Annotated in this window: 16 protein-coding genes; 9 read left to right on the plus strand and 7 right to left on the minus strand. The window is 66.7% G+C overall.

The window, feature by feature from the left end; genetic code table 11:
* Nucleotides 1-4: 4 nt before the first annotated feature.
* The 3 genes from BR78_RS0102555 to BR78_RS21525 are packed head-to-tail and all read left to right on the plus strand — an operon-like array spanning nt 5 to nt 1,387.
* Nucleotides 5-505 carry a hypothetical protein gene (locus BR78_RS0102555; protein ID WP_029934693.1) on the plus strand — a complete coding sequence of 167 codons (501 nt, stop codon included), beginning with the start codon at nt 5-7 and terminating at the stop codon, nt 503-505.
* Between the two features lie 32 nt (nt 506-537).
* Nucleotides 538-918 (plus strand): hypothetical protein, encoded by a 381-nt coding sequence (locus tag BR78_RS0102560; RefSeq protein WP_029934695.1) that lies wholly within the window; start codon nt 538-540, stop codon nt 916-918.
* A gap of 10 nt (nt 919-928) precedes the next feature.
* On the plus strand, nt 929-1,387 hold the full coding sequence (locus BR78_RS21525; RefSeq protein ID WP_156022193.1) for a hypothetical protein: 459 nt from the start codon (nt 929-931) through the stop codon (nt 1,385-1,387).
* On the opposite strand, the gene BR78_RS21530 is transcribed toward BR78_RS21525, so the two are convergent.
* Nucleotides 1,384-1,989 (minus strand): hypothetical protein, encoded by a 606-nt coding sequence (locus BR78_RS21530; RefSeq protein ID WP_156022194.1) that lies wholly within the window; start codon nt 1,987-1,989, stop codon nt 1,384-1,386. The genes BR78_RS21525 and BR78_RS21530 overlap by 4 nt on opposite strands.
* 123 nt (nt 1,990-2,112) lie before the next feature.
* Here BR78_RS21530 and BR78_RS20320 point away from each other — a divergent pair, with 123 nt between their 5' ends.
* Nucleotides 2,113-6,609, plus strand: a complete 4,497-nt coding sequence (locus tag BR78_RS20320; protein WP_037565894.1) for an autotransporter domain-containing protein — start codon at nt 2,113-2,115, stop codon at nt 6,607-6,609.
* Between the two features lie 65 nt (nt 6,610-6,674).
* Here BR78_RS20320 and BR78_RS0102580 read toward each other — a convergent pair whose 3' ends face one another.
* The 5 genes from BR78_RS0102580 to BR78_RS0102600 are packed head-to-tail and all read right to left on the minus strand — an operon-like array spanning nt 6,675 to nt 9,364.
* Entirely contained in the window at nt 6,675-7,391 is a 717-nt protein-coding gene (locus tag BR78_RS0102580) for an aquaporin (RefSeq protein WP_269320197.1), read from the minus strand.
* Entirely contained in the window at nt 7,388-8,122 is a 735-nt protein-coding gene (gene arsH / locus BR78_RS0102585; protein ID WP_029934702.1) for an arsenical resistance protein ArsH, read from the minus strand. Before arsH ends, BR78_RS0102580 begins: the two co-directional genes overlap by 4 nt.
* Nucleotides 8,119-8,625 carry a GNAT family N-acetyltransferase gene (locus BR78_RS0102590; protein ID WP_029934711.1) on the minus strand — a complete coding sequence of 169 codons (507 nt, stop codon included), beginning with the start codon at nt 8,623-8,625 and terminating at the stop codon, nt 8,119-8,121. Before BR78_RS0102590 ends, arsH begins: the two co-directional genes overlap by 4 nt.
* On the minus strand, nt 8,622-9,026 hold the full coding sequence (arsC, locus tag BR78_RS0102595) for an arsenate reductase (glutaredoxin) (protein WP_029934713.1): 405 nt from the start codon (nt 9,024-9,026) through the stop codon (nt 8,622-8,624). Before arsC ends, BR78_RS0102590 begins: the two co-directional genes overlap by 4 nt.
* Nucleotides 9,023-9,364, minus strand: a complete 342-nt coding sequence (locus BR78_RS0102600) for an ArsR/SmtB family transcription factor (RefSeq protein ID WP_029934717.1) — start codon at nt 9,362-9,364, stop codon at nt 9,023-9,025. The genes arsC and BR78_RS0102600 overlap by 4 nt, the downstream gene beginning before the upstream one ends.
* A 129-nt stretch (nt 9,365-9,493) precedes the next feature.
* On the opposite strand from BR78_RS0102600, the gene BR78_RS0102605 reads away from it, so the two are divergent.
* The 3 genes from BR78_RS0102605 to BR78_RS0102615 are packed head-to-tail and all read left to right on the plus strand — an operon-like array spanning nt 9,494 to nt 11,836.
* Entirely contained in the window at nt 9,494-10,216 is a 723-nt protein-coding gene (locus tag BR78_RS0102605; protein ID WP_029934719.1) for a prolipoprotein diacylglyceryl transferase family protein, read from the plus strand.
* Nucleotides 10,167-11,612, plus strand: coding sequence for a radical SAM protein (locus tag BR78_RS0102610; protein WP_029934721.1), 1,446 nt, complete (start codon nt 10,167-10,169; stop codon nt 11,610-11,612). Before BR78_RS0102605 ends, BR78_RS0102610 begins: the two co-directional genes overlap by 50 nt.
* Nucleotides 11,609-11,836 (plus strand): hypothetical protein, encoded by a 228-nt coding sequence (locus tag BR78_RS0102615; RefSeq protein ID WP_029934723.1) that lies wholly within the window; start codon nt 11,609-11,611, stop codon nt 11,834-11,836. The genes BR78_RS0102610 and BR78_RS0102615 overlap by 4 nt, the downstream gene beginning before the upstream one ends.
* A gap of 392 nt (nt 11,837-12,228) precedes the next feature.
* Here BR78_RS0102615 and BR78_RS20785 read toward each other — a convergent pair whose 3' ends face one another.
* The gene (locus tag BR78_RS20785) at nt 12,229-14,970 is read right to left on the minus strand and encodes a YadA-like family protein (protein WP_051683162.1); all 2,742 of its coding nucleotides are present in this window, start codon (nt 14,968-14,970) and stop codon (nt 12,229-12,231) included.
* A gap of 114 nt (nt 14,971-15,084) precedes the next feature.
* Here BR78_RS20785 and BR78_RS0102625 point away from each other — a divergent pair, with 114 nt between their 5' ends.
* Nucleotides 15,085-15,984 carry a hypothetical protein gene (locus BR78_RS0102625; RefSeq protein ID WP_051683163.1) on the plus strand — a complete coding sequence of 300 codons (900 nt, stop codon included), beginning with the start codon at nt 15,085-15,087 and terminating at the stop codon, nt 15,982-15,984.
* Between the two features lie 632 nt (nt 15,985-16,616).
* Nucleotides 16,617-17,030 (plus strand): response regulator, encoded by a 414-nt coding sequence (locus BR78_RS0102630; RefSeq protein ID WP_051683164.1) that lies wholly within the window; start codon nt 16,617-16,619, stop codon nt 17,028-17,030.
* Nucleotides 17,031-17,123: the final 93 nt, after the last annotated feature.

Consider the following 17,123-nt stretch of genomic DNA (forward strand, 5'->3'; position numbering starts at 1 on the left):
GGTGATGCCCCTCATGCCCCTGACGATCGCGGCGGTACTCGTCCTGACGCTGACGAGCCACACCGCCAACGCACAGGCGCGGCTATCCAACGGCGGACTGCGCGACATCGTCTCGCGCCCGATCGACCCGCGCGCGGCCGAGCGGCTCCGCGCTCGCATGCATCATCTCGTCGATCTCCCGGACGGGTCCTATATCGCTCAGGTCAATGGCCGAGGCGCACCGGTAACCCTTCGCAACGGCATGACCCTGGTCATCTCGGGCAAGGGATTCGACCAGCGCCGAGCGCTCAGCATCGTGGGGTTGTTTCCCCAGGCCGCCGGATCGACGGGCGCCCAGCTCAAGATCCTCGACTGGAGCGACACGCGGATCACAGTGGTGGTCCCCGCCGATCAGACCTGGCTCACTGCCGACAGCGACACGGCGCGGCTGGTCGTCCAGGCGGTGCGCGCGAACGGAATCGAGCAGCGGCTGGTCATCCCCAATGTCCATTTCCGGGCTCGCTGAGGGTGCGGCGCCACGCGTTCTCAAGGAGAAAAATGATGCGCTCCATCCTGCCCCTCGCCGCCCTCGTCCTGATCCCCGTCGGAGTTTCGGCGACTCCCGCTCCACTACATGCGCAACACGCGGTCGATCTCGCCGGAATTGTCGCGGGAACCTATGAGGGCGATGTCGTCGCCGACACGCGTGGCGGATCGCAATCGGGCGTCGTCATTACGGTGAAGCGCGTAGCGAAGAACCTGGTCGAGATCTCGTGCGACTATCCGCGCGTACCGACCGTCCAGATCGCGCTGACGGCGGCCTCGGACGCGATCATTGCTGCGCGCCCGGGCAACGGCTTCCTGATCGAGCGGGCCAAGGATCCGAGGCGGCTCGACCTGTCGATCGACGGCGTCACGCTGATCGTCCACAAACGCTGACAGGGTGGCGATGCACCCGCTCATTGCTTACGCGCTGCTCGTCGCCGCGCCGCCGCTTTCGGGTATGCCGCAAACACGGCCGGGTCCGGAGGACGCATTGAAGCGGACCTGCGACGTGGCCGGCCCATGCCTGACGCCTGCGCTGTTCCTGGGAACGCGGCACAGTGGCCTGTTCTACCTCTCCGCGCAGCCGGGCTGTCGTCCGCCATCATGCCTGTTGATATCGATCGAACAGCGGCAGGCTTCCGGATACAGGCGCGCCTTCTACCAGCCAATCCGCGTCACACGCGCCGTCTTTGCCGAGGGCACGCCCGACGCATTGCGGCTCTTTCCCGATCCGGGCGACGTCGAGCGCGGTCATGTGATCGTCGAGGGAATAGTCGTGTTCGATGCCGCTCGAGCGGGGGTGGCGCTCTCTCCGGTTCGAGCCCATTACAGCAAGTTCCCGCCGTCCGGACGCGTGCCCTAGCGGCGCGGCTCTGGCGGGCGCGCGGAGTCGAACGGTTCGATTCCCGCCGGCCCCTCCAGCGTCATCGAGAGGCGATAGGCCGAACCGCATGTCATTCCCGCCTCAGCGCGCAGGGTAACCACCGGCGGGCGGATGCGGATTGCGATCGCACTCGGCAGATCGGTCGTCGCGTCGTTGCCCGCGGCGTCGATCGCGATCGCCTCCAGCACCGGCATCTCGTCCGCCCTGTCGCTTCCCTGTGGCAACGCATCGGCGCTGTACCCGGCCAGATGGAAGCCCCGCGCCAGCGCCATCGACAAATCGACCATGTCGTAGAACACCCCGCACGGAAGCGACGACATCGGCCGGCCCCGTGAGATGGCCAACGCAGTGCCCGCCATTGCCAGTGGGACCGGCTCCGTCCAGCCAAACGGTCGTCCCAGCGTAACTGCGCTCGACGGCAGTTTTTGCACGTTCACGCGGGTCGTCTGAAGCTGCGCATCCGCTGGCGGACGATCGGCCGGTATCGGCGGACTGGAAACCGGCGGTACCGACGTCGCGGTCACCTGCGCCTGGACCACGGGGGCACACATCAGGGCGATAAAAGCAAATGGTGTGCGCATGGGCGTCTCCTGCGGGGCAGGTCTTGCGCAATATCAGTGGCTTGCCGTCATGCGTTTGCATGACGCGGGCCCCGAGCGGGTCCCCTAGTCAAACCGCGAGAATCTTCGATCGGAGTTCCCGCCATGTCGTACCGCCGTGCGTTCGTCCCCCCGCCCCGCCTCGCCACTGCGCTTCTGGCCACGACCGTGCTCGCCGGCATTGCCGCGCCAGCACATGCGCAGAGCGTGACATGGAACGGATCTGCATCGACCGACTTCGACGATCCCGCCAACTGGAACGAGAATCGCGCACCCGCCCCCGCCGACACGATCATCGTCAACAATGATGCGAGTTCGTCGAACGCGCCGACCGAAGCCGGCGACAAGAGCGTCTATCGCGTACTCGTCGGGACCGCCGGCAATTCGAACGCGGTGCTGAACGTCGATGGCTCGCTGTTCTTCTCGGGCAGCAGTGATGGCCGGCCGCTCGATACGATCGGCGCGAATGGCGGCGCCGGCACGGTCAATGTGACCGGCGCGTGGCGATCCGTCGGCACCGTCGCCGGCGTCGGCAGCGGCAGCCGCGGCGTACTCTCCGCCGCGAGCGGCGGGCGGATCGAAACCGGCAACCTGTCGCTGGGCATCGCAGGCGGCGAAGGGCAACTCAATCTCGACATCGCATCGACGGTGCTGAGCGGCGATGTGCGCCTCGGCGACGCCGATAGCGGCGTGGGCAATGTCATGGCGCTCGCCGCGCAGTGGGACATGGACGATCTGACCGTCAACACAGGTCGGTTGCAGGCCTATCTTGGCGAGCTCACCGCCGACACGGTTCGCATAAACCATAGCGGGCCGGACGATCGCATTGCGGAACTCGACGTCGGAGGCACCGCGACGGTCCTTACCGTCCAGGTTGGCGGCGAGTCGGGTCCCACTGGGCAGGAAACCGGAGTCACCGGCCGCGGCATCCTGAACATCAGCGGCACCCTGATCACCAGTCAGGCCTTCGTGCCTTCCGTCATTGGCTTCGGCGCCGGATCGGACGGCCAGGTGACGATGTCAGGCGGGACGTGGAACTCGGCCTATGCAGTCATGGCCGGGCTCCTTGGCGCCACCGGTACGCTCCGCATGTCCGACTTCAGCGACCTGGATGCGACGCAGGTGGTGATCGGCGCGCGCGGGGGCGCCGCGACGCTCAGCGTCTTCACCGGATCGCGGATCACTGCCGGGGATCTGATCATCGGGATGACGGGCGGATCGGGTTCCGCGGCTTTCGACCTCGTGTCCGGCGCCTCGCTGTCCGGCAGCCTGCACGTGGGCGGCTATTTCGGAGCGGGCCAGCAAGGCAGCCTGACGATCAGCGGCGGCAGCGCAGTCACCGCCGCTGCGAGCCAGAGCACGATCGGCATCGGGGCGGGATCGGTCGGTTCGGTATTGGTGTCGGGACAGATGTCGGCCTTGCGGTTCGGCGACACCGCGCTGATCGGCGCCATCGGGGGGACGGGATCGGTCGCGCTCGCCGATCAGGCCGTTTTCTCGGTCGCCGGGAATTTGATGGTCGGCGGGTTCGGAGGCGTCGGCACCGACAACCCCGACGGGTTGGCGAGCAACGGCGCGGTATCGCTCGACCGATCGACTCTCGAGACCGGCGGCGAGGTCGTCCTGGGCAGCGCGGGAGCGACCGGTTCGATCGACCTGGCCAATCAGTCGGCCTGGACCGCCGCTGGCGGCGTCGCACTGGGCAGCGAATATGGCACCGGCAGAACGACGGTGGATAGCGGATCGACGGTAACGATCGGCGGCAATCTCGGCGTCGGCGGTGCGATGGCGATCGACCCCGGCGACCAGTCGCTCCTGCTCGACGCGGGCGCCGGCTCGCTGCGCGTCGCCGGCGGCGGCACCGTCAGGGCCTCGAATCCCGACGCCCGCACCGGCATCGGCGTCGGGCTGGGCTCGGACGGCGAGGTCGTCGTGACCGGCGCGGGATCGAGCCTCACGGTCGATGGCCAGGCCTATGCCGGCGCGTTCGGCGGGACGGGCATCATCGAAGTGATCGACAGCGGCACGCTGACCTTCAGCGGGATCGCTCTGATCGGATATCGCGCCGCGGGTATTCCGGGCAGCAGTACCTTCGGTTCGCTGACGGCGAGCACGGCTGTGATCAATTCGGTCGGCGTATCGGTGGGCGATGGGGCGGCCGGCGCGGTTTCGCTCGGCAACGGCGCTCTATGGGGGAATGCCGGGTCGCTCGACCTCGGCATCGACGCCGGCAGTGCCGAGGCCACGGTGACGAGCGGCAGCGAACTGGCGAGCAAGGGCCTGCTGCGTATCGGCGTGGGAAATGGTGCGGAGGGCGCGCTCGGTGTCGACGGCCCGGGCACGCGCTGGTCGCAGACGGGTGCGATCGTGCTCGGCGAATCCGGCAACGGCCGGATCAAGCTGACCGGGGGCGCAACCGCCGTCGTCCACCTCACCGACCAGGCCTTCACGCTGGGCGATGCCGGCCAGGGCTCCCTCATTATCGACGGAGCGGGAACCACCTTCGCCCAAACCCATGGCAACTTCACGCTCGGGACGAACGGCGGCACCGGCGGTATCGCCGCGCACAACGGCGGCGTGCTGACCGGCACCGGCGGCATCACCATCGGCGCTGGCGCGAACGCGGCGGGCGCACTCGAGGCCGATGGTGCCGGATCGGTCGTCCGGCTCGACGGCGCGGGCATTTTCGGAACCGCGGGCGGATCGGGCTTCGTCCGCGTCCTCGCCGGCGGGGCGATAGAACTCGGCTCCGACCAGGCCGTGACCAGGTTCGGCGAGGGCGTGGGCAGCACCGGCGAAATCGCCGCTTCGGGCGGCGGACAAGTCACGCTGCACGGACAGGTCGCCTTCGGCGGCGAAGCACCGGGCGGAAGTGCGTTCGGTAGCGTCGATGGCGCCGGCTCGCAATTCGCAGTGCTGGGCGGCCTGTTCGACATGACCGCCGGGACGATCGAAGTCACCAATAGCGGCCGGCTGCTCACCGGCAGCGGAGCTAATATCGGCAGCCTCGGCGACGCGCCGTCTCGCGTGACGCTTTCGGGCACGGGCTCGAGCTGGACCAGTGGTTCCGACACTTATATCGGGGGACGCATCGCCGGGCCCGACTTCCTTCCCGGACAGGGTGTCGTGGAACTGCTCGGCGGCGCGAATGCGAGCTTCGGCCGTCTTCATATCGCTTCCGAAGGCGGGACGGGAAGCCTGCTGGTGGACATGGATTCGAGCGTCGGCGCTGGAACCTATGCTCAGGGCTCGGGCGGCATCCTGACCATCGGCCTCGATCCCAATACAGCCGGCCGTGCCGGCCGGATCGATTCCGACGGCAACAGCTTCGTGCTCGCCGACGGCACGCATATCGCCTTCGTCAAGCAAGTCGCCGGGCGCTACCATATCGGCGATCGATACGAGATCCTCCTCTCGCGCTTCGCGCCGATCACTCGCGGCAGCATCATCTTCGAAGGACTCGCTCGGCAAAGCCTGTTCGTCGGGCTCGTGCCTGTTTTCGAGAGCATTGGACAAGGCGAGGCGCTGTATCTCGATGTCGCGCAGCTCGCCTCGTTCATCTCGGTTGCGGGAACGCCGAACCAGGCCGCGGTGGCCGCCGCGGTCGACGGACCGGCGAACGCCGCGTCGATCAAGGCGGCGATCCTCGACCTCCAGACCGAAAGCGAAGCCCAAGGCGCCTTCGATGCATTGTCGGGCGAGATCTATCCAGGCGTCCTCACCGCGCTGGTCGAGGATTCGCGGCTCCCCCGCATGGCCGCGCTCAATCGTCTTACCGAAGCCGAAGGCGGAGCCGGCGCCTGGATGCAGGCGATCGGCAATTGGGGTGCGACCGGTGGGAACGGCAATGCCGCGACGCTCGAGCGGGACACCAAGGGCGTGCTGATCGGCACGGACCTGGCGCTGGGCGAGAGCGGCCTGCGCGCCGGCCTTGCCGGGGGCTATTCGAACGGCAACTTCGGGATCGACGCGCGCGCCAGCCATGCCGACGTCAAATCCTATCACCTGCTCGGCTATGTCGGCGGCGGCTTCGGCAATGTCCAACTGCGCGCCGGCGCGGCCTATAGCTGGTCGAAGATCGACGCCGCGCGCTCGGTCACCTTCCCTGGCTTCGCCGATAATCTGCGCGGACGTTACGATGCCCGCACCCTGCAGGGCTTCGGCGAACTTGGATACCGCGTGCCGCTGGGGACGGGCTGGGTCGAACCCTTTGCTGGCGTCTCCAGCGTCCGCGTACAGGCCGATGCCTTCACCGAGGGGGGCGGCGCGGCGCTAACCGTCGCTCGCCACAGCCGAACCACGACCGCGTCGACATTGGGCTTCAAGGGCGCGACCGCCATTACAGGACCAATCGTGGCCGGGTTCACGCTCGGATGGCAGCACCGCTTTGACGCGACGGATTCACTATCGGAGATGCGGCTCGCCGGCAGCGCTCCGTTCACCATAGCGGGCGCACCACTGGCAAAGGATGCAGGGTTAGCGGAGATCTCGCTCGGCTGGCGCGTGGCGCCCGGGACATCGGTCGCCATTCGCTATTCAGGTGCCTTGGGGACCAAAACCAGCGACAACGGGGCCAAAGCGAGTTTGAGTATCGCTTTCTGATCGTTGGCGGGCTGGATCTCGCAGGGGCGATCGATATCCGATGGCTGGAAGCGGGCCGTTTGCAGTCAGTCCGCTTTCGGGAGCGCGCCCGGATAAAGCGGCCGCTCACCTTCCCTCGCGAAGGATTTCGGAAACAGCACATTCACTGCCATTGCGCCCAGGAGTGCCCCGGCGAGCTGGAAGAGGATGAACATCGGCACGTTGCGCGGAGCGATGCCGGAGAAGCTGTCGGTAAGGCTTCGCGCAACCGTGATCGCGGGGTTGGCGAAGCTGGTCGACGAGGTGAACCAATAGGCGGCGGTGATGTACAGCGCGACAGCAGCAGGCACCAGGGACGGCCGCTGTCGTGCGATGCCGAGGATGGTGAGGACAAGTCCGAACGTCGCGACGGCCTCGCCGGCCCATTGTCCCGGCCCGGTCCGCATGTGCGTCGAGACCTGCAGTATCGGGACCTCGAACATGAGATGCGTCAGCCACGCCCCGGCAATGCCGCATAGCAGCTGGGTCAGCACATAGGGCGCGATGTCGCGCCACCCGAGCGCGCCGCGAATCGCCATGACGAGAGAAACCGCCGGGTTGAGATGGGCGCCGGAGATGGGGCCCAGGATCGTGATCAGCACGAACAGCATTGCGCCGGTCGCCGCGCTGTTCGCCAGGAGCGCCAAGGCGACGTTGCCGCCCGCCAGGCGCTCCGCCATGATTCCGGACCCGATCACCGCCGCGAATAGCATGGCCGAACCGAAGCCCTCGGCCAGCAGGCGACGCGCGAGCGGCGCGGTCACTTGGCGGTGGCCGCCAGTTCGGAGAGGGCGGCAAGATGCTCGGCACCCGCCGGGCGCCGGCCTTCTGTCCGGCGCTCCGAATAGCGATCCGTCAGATATGCGCTGCGGCCGCGGGTCAGCAGCGTGAACTTGACCAGTTCCTCCATCACATCGACGACGCGATCGTAGAGCGGGCCAGGTTTCATCCTGCCGGCGTCGTCGAATTCGGAATAGGCCTTGGGCACGCTCGACTGGTTGGGGATGGTGATCATCCGCATCCAGCGACCGAGCAGGCGTAGCGTGTTCACCGCGTTGAACGACTGGCTCCCCCCGGAGACCTGCATGACGGCGAGCGTGCGCCCCTGGGTAGGCCGGATGCCGCGATCCTCCAGCGGCAGCCAGTCGATTTGTGCCTTCAGGATTGCGGTGATCGCGCCGTGCCGCTCGGGCGAGCACCAGACCTGCCCCTCGGACCAGAGCGAGAGTGCGCGCAACTCGGCAACCTTGGGGTGGTCGCTGGCGACGCTGTCGGGCATCGGCAGGCCGGCGGGATCGAACACCCGCGTCTCGCACCCGAAGGCCTGCAGAAGCCGCTCCGCCTCCAATATCAGCAGCTTGCTGTAGGAGCGCTCGCGAAGCGACCCATAGAGTAGCAAGATGCGCGGCGAATGGGACGCGATACAGGGGGTATCGAGCACCCGCGACAGCGACGGGTCAGCAAAGGCGGGATCGATATTGGGGAGCGCGCTCATGCGGCGGCACCTCCAGGCAACGTACGCTGCATATAGACGGTGTCGAGCAGTCGCCCGAACTTGCGGCCGACACCGCGCATGCGCCCGGCATGGACGAAGCCCAGCTTGGCGTGGAGCGCGACCGAGGCCGGCTCGCCGCCGCCGATCACCGCGATCACCTGTTCGAAGCCGCGCTGGCTGGCACGCTCGACCAACGCGGACAGCAGCGCCGTGCCGATCCCGCCGCCGAGCACATCGGGTGCCACATAGATGCTGTTCTCGCAGGTCGCGGCATAGGCCGGGCGGTCGCGGAACTGCGTCGCATAGGCATAGCCGGTGACGGCACCGTCTTGCTCGCTCACGATGATTGGCCAGCCCCTGGAGCGTATCTCGAGGATCTTCTGCCGCCAGCTCTCCACGGGCAGGGGCTCGGTATCGAAGGTCGCAGTGCCGTGGAGCACATGATGCGCGTAGATCGCGGCGATCGCGGCCGCATCGTTCGGGCTGGCGTCGCGCACGATCATGCGCGCACGACCTCGCCGTTTTCCTTGACGAAATCGGCCGGCAAGGGATCGCGCAGGATCTCGAGCACGACTTCGGAGGGTCGGCACAAGCGTGTTCCGAGTGGCGCCTCGACCAGGGGGCGATTGATCAGGACTGGATGCGCGAGCATCGCGTCGACCAGCGCCGCGTCGCCCAGGTTCGTATCGTCGAGCCCGAGCTCGACATAGGGCGTGCCCTTCTGCCGCAACAAGGCGCGCGGCGTCAGCCCGGCGGCGGCGATCAGGTCGACGAGCCTGGCGCGCGACGGCGGGGTCTCGAGATACTCGATGACGGTCGGCTCCACGCCGGTCGCCCGGATCATCGCCAACGTGTTGCGCGAGGTGCCGCACGCCGGATTATGCCAGATGGTCACGTCGGTCATGCGGCGTCCTCCCGAGTTGCCGGCGCGCAGGCGATGGCGGGCCCGCAGGCTGCACCGCCGCAGCAATTCTCCGTCAGGAAATCGATCAGGCTGATCATCGCCACATAATTCGCCCGGTATATCTGCGAGCGCCCCTGGCGCTGCTGCTCGATCAAGCCGGCGCGCACCAGGTGGGTCAGGTGGAAAGAGAGCGAGCTTGGCGGCAGGCCGAGCCGCTCGGCGATCGACCCGGCGGAAAGTCCGAGGTCGCCGGCCTGGACAAGCAGGCGATACGCCGCGAGCCGATGCTCCTGGGCAAGCGCGGCAAGCGATTCGACGGCGTCGAGTGGGCTCAACATTCTTCGATGATTATCGAATAGTTGTCGGGCTGTCCATATAGTTCGAGAACAGTCGAAGCATTGCGATTGCGGCTTGAATCCGGCGTGCCACGGGTTCCGCGGCGCTCGCGATCCGTGATAACGACAGCTGTGATCCATATCGCCGCCGCACCCTGGTATCATTATGTCGGCGACCTCGCGGCGTGGATTGCTGCGTTCCTGGGCGCGCGCTGGGTGTATCGCCGGCGTCGCACGAGCGTCGAAGGTCTCGCCCGCCAGACGGCGCCGGGATATTTCATCAGCCTCGCACTGGGCGGTGCGATCGGCGCCTGGTTGCTGGGGTCGCTGAATACGCTCCGCGACGCGCATCCGGTCCTGTCGCACTCGATCGCCGGCGCCCTTGCCGGCGCGATCGTCGCGGTCGAGCTGTGGAAATGGGCTTGCGGCGTCCGTGGCTCTACCGGCGGTCCATTTGTCATCCCGCTGGCGCTCGGGATTATCGTCGGGCGCTGGGGATGCCTGTTCGCCGGCCTGGCCGACCAGACCTACGGTATCGCGACGAGCCTGCCCTGGGCCGTGGATCTCGGAGACGGCATCGCCCGGCACCCCGTGCAGGTTTATGAATCGCTCGCCATGGCAGCGTTCCTCGCCGTCTATTGGCTCGCCCTAGCGCGGGAGCGCCGCTGGGCGACGCAACATGGCTTTCACGCCTTCGTGCTGTTCTACGCGGTGCAGCGATTTGCCTGGGAATTCCTCAAGCCCTATCCAAGGCTCATCGGCCCGTTCAACATATTCCACTTCGTGATGATCGGACTCAGCGTCTATGCACTCCTCTGGATCGCTCGCGGACGCGCCCGTCCAGCTGTCGCCTGACCGCAAGGCGGCGCCCTATATCTTCCACGGCCAGACCACGAGTCTGTGCGAGACCTGCCTGGAAACGGTTCCCTCGAAGGTGATCATCGAGGACGAGCAGGTCTATTATCTAAAGCGCTGCCGCGTGCACGGTGTCCAGAAGACGCTGATAAGCGACGATCTCGCCTATTGGCGATCGCAGAAGGACTGGCTGAAGCCCGGCGATCGGCCGCTGCGTACCCAGACGCGCACCGAGGCCGGTTGCCCGTTCGATTGTGGCCTCTGTCCCGACCATGAGCAGCATAGCTGCCTCGCGATCGTCGAGATCAACTCGGCGTGCAATCTCGCATGTCCCGTATGCTTCGCCGACGCTGAGGACCTGCATGGCGGCCACCTGCCGCTCGCCACGATCGAGACCATGCTCGATGCCCTGGTGGAAAGCGAGGGTGAGCCGGACCTGGTCCAGCTCTCCGGCGGCGAGCCGACCCTGCATCCGCAATTCTTCGAGATACTCGACGCAGTGAAGCGCCGTCCGATCCGCCACGTCATGATCAACACCAACGGTGTCCGGATCGCGCAGGACGAGGCATTCGTGACGCGCCTGGCCAGCTACGCCCCGCGGCTCGAAGTCTATCTCCAGTTCGACAGCCTGGACGATGATGCGCTCGTCAACCTGCGCGGTGCGCGCCTCTCGCGCATCCGCCGCGCGGCGCTCGAGGCGCTCGAACGCGTCGGCCTGTCCACCACGCTCGTCGCGGTGGTGAAGCGTGGGGTGAATGACGGCGAGATCGCCGATATCGTCAGCCACGCGCTCGAATGGTCCTGTGTGCGCGGCGTCACCTTCCAGCCGGTGCAGGACGCCGGGCGCAACGAGGGCTTCGACGGCAAGGCCAACCGCATGCTTCTCAGCCAGATCCGGCGGGAAGTTGCCAAGGCAGGCGTGTTCGACGCCGGGGACATGATCCCCTTACCGTGCAATCCGGACCAGATCTGCATTGGCTATGGCCTGCGCGACGGTCGAACGGTGACGCCGATCACCTCGCTGCTGCCGCGCGAGCTGATCCTGCAGGGGCCGAACACGATCAGTTACGAGGCCTATCCGGCACTGCGCCAGGCGATCCTCGACCTGCTGAGCCTCGCCACCACCCAGTGCAATACCGAGGAGAAGCTCGCCGGCGTCCTGTGCTGCCTGCCCCAGGCGCTGGTTCCCGAGGACCTGGGCTATGCCAACAGCTTCCGGGTAGTGATCCTGCAGTTCCTGGACCGGTACAATTTCGACCTGGCGACAGTGAAGCGCAGTTGCGTCCACTTCGTCACTCCCGAGGGCCAGATCATACCGTTCGACACCTATAACAGCTTCTACCGCCCGGGTGCCGAGGGCGCGGGAGTGCTTGCGCGCGCGAGGGCCGATCGATGAGCCAGCTCTTTGGCGGCCTGCTGCTCGGCGTGGGTATCCTGGTCATGACTTGTAGCGGGCTGTGCTCGCTGGTGATCGTCGTCATGGGAGCGGGAATGGTATTCCAGGAACCTTCCGTTCTGCTCTTGCCACTGGTGGTCGGTGGCATTCCGTTCGCGATCGGATTTGGCATGTTCCATTGGGGAAAGTGGCTGCTTCGACAGGCAAACGATCGCGAAACTTGAGGTTGCGCCAAAGCTCGAACGGATGGCAGCTCTCGGTAACGCGTCGAGGCCAGTCGAACGTCAGCAATGAGGGCGCATTCCTGTCCGGCAGCTCATGGGCCGGCAGCGGAACATCGGGCTTCGGTCAACGAAGCCAGCTCTGGACGACACACCATAGCGAGTGCCAAGAAGCCTCGGCACTCGCTGGAGACGTGCATCAGAATCTGATGCTGACTGTCGCGCGCACCCCGTGATCTCGCCACTGCGACCCGAAACTTCCGACATAGGAAGCGCCTACCCGCACCGGACCCATATCTGCTTCGAGTCCCCACATCCTCCCTATTTCGCAAGCTGTGTTCGAGCTAACGCTCGATTCAGCCACGATCCGGCCCCGAACAGAGCGGGCGATAGAGTCAGAACTCGCCCGCCACGCCTAGACGCACAGCGGTGTTCTTGCCCCCGCCATAGGAGAAGCCTGCAGTGAGCGCGACCGGATCCTCGACGTTGAGCCGGTGCGCGACGCCGCCGCCCACCGCCTGCTCGCCACGATAGGTCGCGCCGTTGAGCACATAGCTGGTGCGCCCGGGCTCGGACGGGATTGGCGCGGCGCCGATAGCGACCGCCGTGGCGATGCCCTGGCGCATCTCGCGCCGGTCGAGGCTCATCTGCCGGTCGAGCTGGGCGAGCGCACCGGGCCCGAAATCGGAGAGCGCAAGGTTGCCGGAGGCGTCAGAGGTCACATAATGCAGATCGCCTGACTGCGCCGCCCGGCTCGCGCTCGAGGCGATACCCGACAACGTATAGGTCGAGCTGCTGCTGCCGAGCGCGACCTGGCCGGTGCGACTCGCCACGGCGCCTTCGCCAATCGCCACCGCTCCCGCCGCCTGCGCCCTGGCGCCATAGCCGAGCGCCACAGCCGATTGTCCATTAGCCGCGCTGTCCGCGCCGATCGCCACTGCGCCGGTGCCGGTCGCGCTGTTGTCTGCCCCGAGCGCGACCGCGCCACGGCCGGTCGCCACATTGGGATCGCCGATCGCCACCGCGCCCGCACCCGATGCGCGATTGCCATAGCCGATCGCGACCGCCGCGCCATTCTCCGCCACCGCGCCGTTGCCCAGCGCCACGGCATTGTCGCCGCTCGCCTTGGCACCGCTCCCCAGCGCCATCGCATTGGCACCGGTCGCGGCTGGTTTGGCGCCGCTACCATTGACCGCCACGTACTCGGTCCGCGCCAATGCCTGGTTGGCAATGGTCTGCGCCGCGGCGGCGTTGGTCATCGCGTTGTCGGCAACCATCCGCGCGACCTGCGCGTCTGTCCTGGCGCCGTCTGCGGTTTGCTGCGCGGCGTCGGCACGCGCTTTGGCGGTATCCGCCGCCGTCTGGGCGTTGGCCGCGTTATCGAGAGCGAGCTGCGCGGTCTGAGCGGTCACGGCGTTGCTTGAGACCGCCTGTTGCGCGAGGTCGTGTGCCGCATCGGCCCTTGCCTGCGCCGTCGCGGCCTCGCTCCGCGCGGTCGTCGCCTCGGTTACGGCGAAGTCGGCACGCGCCTGCGCCGCCGCGGCATTGGCCACGGCGGTATTGGCGGTATCCTGCGCCGCCGCGGCTTCGGTCCGCGCGTGATCTGCGCTGCCCTGAGCGGTCGCCGCTGCGGAGACGGCGGTGTTCGCCTGGACCTGTGCCGTCGCTGCAGCCGCCGCGGCCGTGTCGGCGGTGGTCTGCGCCGTGATCACTGCCGATGCCGCGCCATTCGCGACCGAAAGCGCATTGTCGGCGGTTCCCTGCGCGGTCGCTGCGGCTACTACGGCGCCGTTCGCGGTATTCTGCGCCGCCACGGCCTCGTCATGCGCGGTGTCGGCGGTGGTCTGCGCCGCAACCACAGCCTGGTTGGTCGCGTAGAGCTGCCCGCCATTGACCGCGTCGGTGCTGCCTGCCGTCACGCTTCCGGCGGCGACATAGACGATCTTGCGCTGCTGGAGCGTGCTGCCGACCGAGACGACATAGTCTGCGCCCGCCACCGATCCCGAGCCCAGCGCGATCGAGCCGATCCCCGACGCATTGGCGCCGCGGCCGAACGCCAGCGCTTCGACTGCGCTAGCCTGGGAAAGATAGCCGAAGGCGCCCGAGTAGGTCGCGCTGGCCCGAGCCCCCAGCCCGAATGCGGAGGAGAATTCCCCGCTCGCCTGCGACGCCGCACCAACGGCCGTGCCGGTGTCGGCAACGATCGTGAAATCCTCGGCCCCCATGGTGCCGCTGCCGTTGAGGTCGAACAAACCGCCCAGGGCGACCGAACCGCTCCCACCTGCTCTCGTGCTGGTACCGATGGCGATGCCGCCGTTCGAGTTGGCGCTGTCGCCCATCGCGATGCCCCAGTTGTCGGCGGTGCGGGCGCCAGCTCCGATCGCGATCGAGGAAGTCCCGGCGGCATCGGCGTACTGCCCGATCGCCACCGCATAATTGTCTTCCGCAAACGAGGAGAGGCCCAGCGCAAGCGAACGATCTCCCTGCGCAAGAGCCAACCTGCCTGCTGCCAGCGAATCGCTACCGAGCGCCTGCGCCTGATAACCGAGCGCAGCTGCCCCGAACTGGGTCGCCTGGCTCGAGCTGCCAATCGCCGTCGATCGCTCTCCGGAAGCAGTTGCGCCGGTCCCGAATGCGCTTGCCCACATCTGGCCGATCACTGCGTTGCTGCCGACCGCGGTCGTATAAAAGGAATTCGAGGTGATTCCGCTTCCGACTACGGTAGAGTTTATCCCCGACGCGGAGGTATATTCGCCAGGGTCACGAACGCCGTTGTTGTTGGAGTCCTCCCACCCCCCGATCGCGACCGAACGATACGCTGCCGAGGCAGCACTGCCGATCGCGACGGCGGATGTGCCGGCATAGGTGTTGTAGCCGATGCTGGTCCCGTCGGTGTAGGCAAGGCCGTTATTGCCGACCCGGGTCGCATGATCGCCCTGCGCGTTCGCACCTTCGCCGCAAGCAAGTGCGCCGTCGCCGCTCGCCGTCGGCGTCGGACCTGGAGCGGGCGTCGTGGTGCAGACTTCCTGCGCCATTGCCGGCGTCGCCAGCGCAAGCGCCGTCGCCACCGCCGTCGCTCCCGCCGAAGCGCGTGCCCACAGCCGGGCCTTTCGGCCGGTAAACCGCTCGTCGATCATGCCAATCCCCCTTTGCTCCCCACCCAGCCTCCCGCGCAAATTGCGGGTTCAACCTGCTTCGCAGTTGCGGCAAATCTGATACTGCGCAGCCGCCCCCGGCAAGGAGTCCAAAAATTGCATTCCACGCTTGAGCGCGTTTCGGTCGTTCCGCCGCTCGCCGCTTTTGAAGCGCGCGCGGCCCGCTTCCTTGCCGACACCCGGCTGATCGCGGCTACCGCGGACTATTGTGGTGAAATGATCGCGCCCGACGGCGGTGACTGGCCGACGCTCAAGCTGTTCAACCAGGTTGGCCGCTATATGGTGAGCTTCCTGCTCATCTACCATTATCAGGCGTGGCGGCACCATGGCGGTCCGCCGCCGACACTGGGCCTGCTCCAGTCGACGAGGAGCCTCGGCCCGCGCCAGACCGCAAGCGTCGTTGCCGGGCTCCGCGCCGGATCGCTGCTTTCCATCGAGCGCCTTCAAGGGCAGCGCGCGCGCGCCCTCGCCCCTCTGCCGGCGCTCACCGGTGCGATCGTGCGCTCGCCCCTCGCCTTCCTCCGGGCCGCCGATGCGCTTGAGGATCTGCCGCAATCGCGCGCATCGGTCTTCGCAGCCGATCCCGGGCTGCAGAACGAACTCGTCTATCGCTCCGCCGCCTTCGTGTTCGCGCATGGCAACCTGCTCGACCCACACCCCTGTGTGCAGCATTTCACTACGCGGGACTGCGGCTATCTCGTGCTGACCGCCGTCATCGCTACCGCCTTCGCGCCGCCGGGCTGTGGGCCTTCGCTTTCCTGTCGAGATCTGGCGCGGAGGTTCCGCGTCTCGCGCGCTCACATCGGCAATCTGATGGCGCATGCCGAACGCGAACGCTGGCTCACCACCGATGGCCGAGGCGGGCTGCGGTCGGTCGATCAAGGGATTCTGGAGAGCTTCAGGACGTGGGTCGCCAGCCAGATGGCGCATCAAGCAGTCCTTGCCGACGCTATTCTGGCAAAGGAGCGGGAAACCTGTCCGATGTCACGGCTTTGAACGCACTGTAGAAGCGAATGCGGATCTGCGGCTGCACGAGAGTGATGGCGCCCGATAGATGTTGCATCGGACCGGTATGCGCGCGCCCACCCGTGGGTGTGAGCATTAGCACCGTGCCGCAGGCGGCCTCAACGAATGACCTCTTTTGAGCGCGGCGACTGTTCGGCGCTATCGCTCACTGGGTGCCGAGCCCCTCGGCAGGATATATTCAGTCAGCAGCCGCTCCGACAATGCGTGAGAATTCGGCACACATAATTGGTGGTGGTTGCACGGCCACCAGCTCCAACCAGGGCACGACCACGACCTTGTTGCCGCATTGCCGTACATCGCGGCCGCGGCAATCTTGCCCCCTTGATGATAAAGGTCGACAGCCAGGTCAGGCAGCCATAGTCGCCACGCCCGTCGTCCACACGGGCGTGCGGACTCGTCATGGCGGTCACCCGGGTGGGAGACAGTATCTGCGCTTGCCCGTAGCGACCGCGATCGAGCAGAAGTTGGCCCAGCAATCGCCGCGCCGGGGAACCCGCGCCAATGGACCACGTTGTGCCTCCCGGCGGAGCCGGGGCCGAGTGGAATGGGTGTATGCGTTTTAAGGAAAGACGAGAGCTCGTACCTCCCGCCATACCAGCCTCGTGACAGGCACTCTGTCAGGTTCGCACATCCTCGTCGTTGAAGACGAGCCCCTGATCGGGATGATCCTCCATACCTGCCTGGAGGAAAACGGCGCTGAAGTGCGCTGGTCCAGAACCGACGAACACGCGTATGATATACTCGAGCGGGACGCCTCCCGGCTTGATCTGCTCATCACCGACATCAATCTACGCGAGGGAACGACCGGCTTCGACGTGGCCCGGCGTGCACGCGCCTCGAACCCGGCCATAGCGGTCATCTACCTCAGCGGCGAGGTTGGTTCGGACCTTCCGTTCGGAGTCGACGGGGCCATTTTTTTGACCAAACCAGTCCCAGAGCAGAAATTGATCGAAACGGCCAAGCGCCTGATCCAGACCCGGCCCACCCTTCTCATCGCAAAACCGGGACTGATATGAGGCCGACCGTGTTTACCGAAGGCGAAGCGTCGTCAACCACGAGACCAGGCGGATACGCCGTGAGGAAAGACGCCGGGCATCCCCGAAGAGCAG

The sequence above is a fragment of the Sphingomonas sp. UNC305MFCol5.2 genome, from assembly GCF_000712135.1.
Classification (GTDB): domain Bacteria; phylum Pseudomonadota; class Alphaproteobacteria; order Sphingomonadales; family Sphingomonadaceae; genus Sphingomonas.

Coding starts and splice junctions, on each gene's coding strand:
- BR78_RS21530 (WP_156022194.1), bottom strand. CDS start 1,989: ATGCGCACACCATTTGCTTTTATCGCCCTGATGTGTGCCCCCGTGGTC.
- arsH (WP_029934702.1), bottom strand. CDS start 8,122: ATGAGCGCGCTCCCCAATATCGATCCCGCCTTTGCTGACCCGTCGCTG.
- BR78_RS0102600 (WP_029934717.1), bottom strand. CDS start 9,364: ATGTTGAGCCCACTCGACGCCGTCGAATCGCTTGCCGCGCTTGCCCAG.
- BR78_RS0102590 (WP_029934711.1), bottom strand. CDS start 8,625: ATGATCGTGCGCGACGCCAGCCCGAACGATGCGGCCGCGATCGCCGCG.
- BR78_RS0102615 (WP_029934723.1), top strand. CDS start 11,609: ATGAGCCAGCTCTTTGGCGGCCTGCTGCTCGGCGTGGGTATCCTGGTC.
- BR78_RS21525 (WP_156022193.1), top strand. CDS start 929: ATGCACCCGCTCATTGCTTACGCGCTGCTCGTCGCCGCGCCGCCGCTT.
- BR78_RS0102560 (WP_029934695.1), top strand. CDS start 538: ATGATGCGCTCCATCCTGCCCCTCGCCGCCCTCGTCCTGATCCCCGTC.
- arsC (WP_029934713.1), bottom strand. CDS start 9,026: ATGACCGACGTGACCATCTGGCATAATCCGGCGTGCGGCACCTCGCGC.
- BR78_RS20785 (WP_051683162.1), bottom strand. CDS start 14,970: ATGATCGACGAGCGGTTTACCGGCCGAAAGGCCCGGCTGTGGGCACGC.
- BR78_RS0102610 (WP_029934721.1), top strand. CDS start 10,167: ATGCACTCCTCTGGATCGCTCGCGGACGCGCCCGTCCAGCTGTCGCCT.
- BR78_RS0102555 (WP_029934693.1), top strand. CDS start 5: ATGCCCCTCATGCCCCTGACGATCGCGGCGGTACTCGTCCTGACGCTG.
- BR78_RS20320 (WP_037565894.1), top strand. CDS start 2,113: ATGTCGTACCGCCGTGCGTTCGTCCCCCCGCCCCGCCTCGCCACTGCG.